Source organism: Streptomyces sp. NPDC054840, from assembly GCF_053611065.1.
In genome coordinates this window covers 1-3246 of the sequence record NZ_JBSGZP010000766.1, presented here as the reverse complement: position 1 = coordinate 3246, position 3246 = coordinate 1, and the positions used below count along the sequence as shown (strand labels likewise).

The 3246-nt window shown below is 71.3% G+C and carries 3 protein-coding genes and 2 pseudogenes; 3 read left to right on the top strand and 2 right to left on the bottom strand.

The genetic code is table 11. From position 1 onward, the window contains the following. Both ACWGIU_RS33675 and ACWGIU_RS33670 read left to right on the top strand, forming a co-directional pair. Positions 1-222 (top strand): annotated as a pseudogene (locus ACWGIU_RS33675) (hypothetical protein); the annotation flags it as partial. Between the two features lie 166 nt (positions 223-388). After that, a complete protein-coding gene (locus tag ACWGIU_RS33670) occupies positions 389-1135 on the top strand; it encodes a rhomboid-like protein (RefSeq protein ID WP_453711902.1) in 747 nt (248 codons plus the stop codon). 82 nt (positions 1136-1217) lie between these two features. Here the strand turns inward: ACWGIU_RS33670 and ACWGIU_RS33665 are convergent, their stop codons facing one another. After that, positions 1218-1772, bottom strand: a complete 555-nt coding sequence (locus tag ACWGIU_RS33665; RefSeq protein WP_453711901.1) for a TetR-like C-terminal domain-containing protein — start codon at positions 1770-1772, stop codon at positions 1218-1220. A 35-nt stretch (positions 1773-1807) separates the two neighbouring features. Here ACWGIU_RS33665 and ACWGIU_RS33660 point away from each other — a divergent pair, with 35 nt between their 5' ends. Further along, positions 1808-2500, top strand: coding sequence for a hypothetical protein (locus ACWGIU_RS33660; protein WP_453711900.1), 693 nt, complete (start codon positions 1808-1810; stop codon positions 2498-2500). A gap of 46 nt (positions 2501-2546) precedes the next feature. On the opposite strand, the pseudogene ACWGIU_RS33655 reads toward ACWGIU_RS33660, so the two are convergent. Then, positions 2547-3246: pseudogene (locus ACWGIU_RS33655) on the bottom strand (hypothetical protein); the annotation flags it as partial.

Genomic DNA, 3246 nt, shown 5'->3' with positions numbered 1-3246 from the left:
CGGCGGGCAGGCGGCGAAGACCGGCGAGTCACTCGCCGGCGCTCCGGCGACGACCGGCGCGGCCGGATCGTCGCCCTCACCCCGGCCGGGCGGGACCTCGTCGACCGGGCGTTCACCGACCACATGCCCAACGAACGCCGCCTGCTGGACCTCGTGACGCCCGAGGAGGCCGAGGTGCTCGAAACGAGGCTCGCCCCCTGGCTCTCCCGCCCGGAGCACTGAGGCGGGGGAGTGCGACCCTTGTGAGGGCTGCCGAAGCCGCCGACGGCAGGCCCCGGCCGGAACGGCCGCCGGCACCCGCCGATCTCCACCCCCGGCCCGACCGGGAGAATGCCACGGTATGAACTCTCAGTCACCGCAGGGCCCTTGGGGTCGATCGCTCCGCGTCGTGCGGGCGTACCCGCGCCGCGCGCCGTTGACCCTCGCCTATGTCTGTCTGCTCCTGGTCGGCCACGTCTGGATCGACCAGGGGCTGTCCGCCGATCGGGCGGCCACCGTGCTGGGCTACCTCAGTACCAACCTGGACAACTTGCAGGACCATCCGTTGTCCGCGCTGCTCGGCAGCGTGCTGTTCTTCGACGGTACGCTCACCGAGGTCACTTCGACCGACTTCGTGGGTACCTTCATCACCTTGGGCCTCGGTGTCTGCTGCTCCCTCGCGTGGGTGGAGCACCGGTGGGGGAAGCGGCGCGCCATAGCCGTGTTCCTCGGCGGGCATGTCGGGGCCACCCTGTTCACCGCTCTCGTCATCATCGTGGCGCTGCGGCACGGTTGGTATCCGACGGCCGTGCGGCAGTCATTGGACTACGGGGTCAGTTACGGAGCCCAGGCCGTGCTGGCGATCGGAACGCTCGCCCTGCCGCGCCGGGTTCGCCTCCCTTGGGCCGTCTTCGTTCTCGCCTGGCCCCTCGGCGGTGCCGACTGGACCGGGCCGCTGCCGGACTTCACCACGATCGGCCATGTCGTGGCGGCGGTTCTCGGATTCGGCCTGTCGGCTGTCCCCGCTTTCAGGCGCCAACGCGCCCCCGCCACGGGATCGTTGCCCGCCCCGGCGGGCGACATCGGGCCGGACCGGGGCCCCGTGGCGCAAACGACGTCACCGGCAGCCGGAACAGAGACGCCGCCATCGCTCTGAGCGCCGCCGAATAGGAGAGCGGGATCCACGCATCCCCGCCCCGGCCGGGGCCCGAAGACCCCGGAAACCGTTCCTGATCCCGTCAACCGGCGGATTCGGCCTGCCGAAGGCTGCGGAACACCTCCGGGGTCGTCCATCCGCGCAACGTGGCGTGGATCGTCGAACGGAACGCTGCCTCGGCCGTGGCGGCGTCGAGGGCCCCGGCCAGTTCGAGCGTCACGAGCCCGTGCAGGGTCCCCCAGATCGACAGGGCGATCGACCTTGCCTCGCCGGCGAGGACGGACGCCGCCAAGGCGCGATCGATCGCCGCGAGGAGCGGGCGGATCGGGTCACCGGCCCCGACCGCCCCTGACGGGTCGAAGGACTGCACACCACCGAAGAGCACGGTGTACAGGTGGCTGTGTCCGCACCCCCAGCTGCGGTAGGCGACGGCCAGCGCGTAGAGGTCGGTGAGGGGGTCCGCGGAGGTCCGCACCGCTGACAGGCCCTGGAACAGGCCGGCGACGGCTCTGTCTCGCACCGCGCCGATCAGCCCGTCCTTACCGCCGAACAAGGAGTACACGGCCGTCGTCGACGCCTCGGCGGCGGCGGCCACGGCGCGGAGCGTCACCGACTCCCGCGGACTGGTGGCGAGCATCTCGGTCGCTCCTCGGGTTCTCCTCCGGCGGCGTCGTGCTCACCCGAGCCCTGGCCGACCAGGGCGTCGCCGCACGCATGCGCCGGGCGATCATCGCCGAGCCCGGCCCCATGGACGGCCCCACCGCGAACATCGCCGGGCACAAGGGCCGAGAATCCGCACGGGGCCTGGCGCCGGCCATGACCGGACCGCGATCCACGGACGTTCCCCGGTACGCCGTGGCATTCGGCCTCATGCGGCTCGGACTCCTCACCCCCGAAACCGGCCTGATCGGACAGGCCGAAGGGGACAACGCCTTCACGGCCGCCGACCTCGGCAGCGACACCGCATCCGCCTACTGTGCGCGCGACGCGCACCGCATCCCCGCCGAGGACACCGCACAGAACTTCACCTTCAGCCCCGCTGCCGGCCTCCGCGTCCAGCAGACGGTCAAGGACTCGCCCTCCATCGCCCCACTCCTGCGGCAGTCCCGGACGCCCGCGATGCTGATGATCGCCGAGTGCTCCTCCCAGGTCCGTCAGTGGGCGACCGCCATCCTCGCCGATGACCCGGCCGTCCAGCGTACGCAGTACCTGCCCGGAGTCGGACACCGCATGTGGAACGGCCTGGACGACAACAACGACCGGGCCGCCGCCGTCATCACCGCGTTCCTCCAGGACGAGCCGGCGCCCCTGCCGAACCACCCGACCCGGGACGAGATCCCTGCCTTCCTGCGCGACCACGGATGACGTGCGTGACACGGATGACGTACGTGACCACAGATGAAGACACGATCTAGGACCGCGTAGCCCTCCCGCACTCGTCCTCGGCGAAGCCGCCCTGCCCGACCGGTGCGCTGCGGTCGTACGGGTCGATGTCCTTGCCTGCGTCGTCCGCCCGGCGCTCGGTGCCGAAGGGCGGCGTCAGGTAGCCCGTGGGGGCGCCGCAACCGCCGTTGGTCATGTCGTACTTGTACGAGACGATCGAGAACGTGCCCGGCTCCGTGCTCACCTTGTCGGGGTCGTCCCAGCTCAGGACCAGCTCGCGCCGGACGATCGTGCGGACGATCTCGTCGTCGCCGCCCGCGTCCACGCGGGTGACCGGGTAGACGAAGGTGACGTCGGCGGTCACCTGGAGCGCGCCGCGCTCGCCCTCCCGGTAGGTGAGCCGGCCCTGGGTCTTCACGACGTCGCCGACCAACCGGGTGCGGGACGGCTGGAAGCGGCTGAAGAGGAGCAAAGGGTCGTTCTTCTCGGTCGGGGTTCGGAAAGCGGTTTCCAGGAGGTCTTGGACGTCCTTCTGGTGCGGGTTGATCAGCCGATCGCCTTCTCGGGGCGCTCGCCCCGCAGTACTCCGCTGTCCAGGCCGGAAGCGACGAGGAAGTCCCGGCTACGGGCGAGGGCCTGTTCGACCTCGGCCGCGCTCATCCAGCCGACCGCCCCGGCCTCCGGAACGGTGATTCCCGCCGTCCCACTCGCCCAGTCCGCCGCCGGAG

What these genes read in the sequence shown, in the direction of transcription:
- ACWGIU_RS33665 (WP_453711901.1), bottom strand. Translation starts at nt 1,772, where the DNA reads ATGCTCGCCACCAGTCCGCGGGAGTCGGTGACGCTCCGCGCCGTGGCC.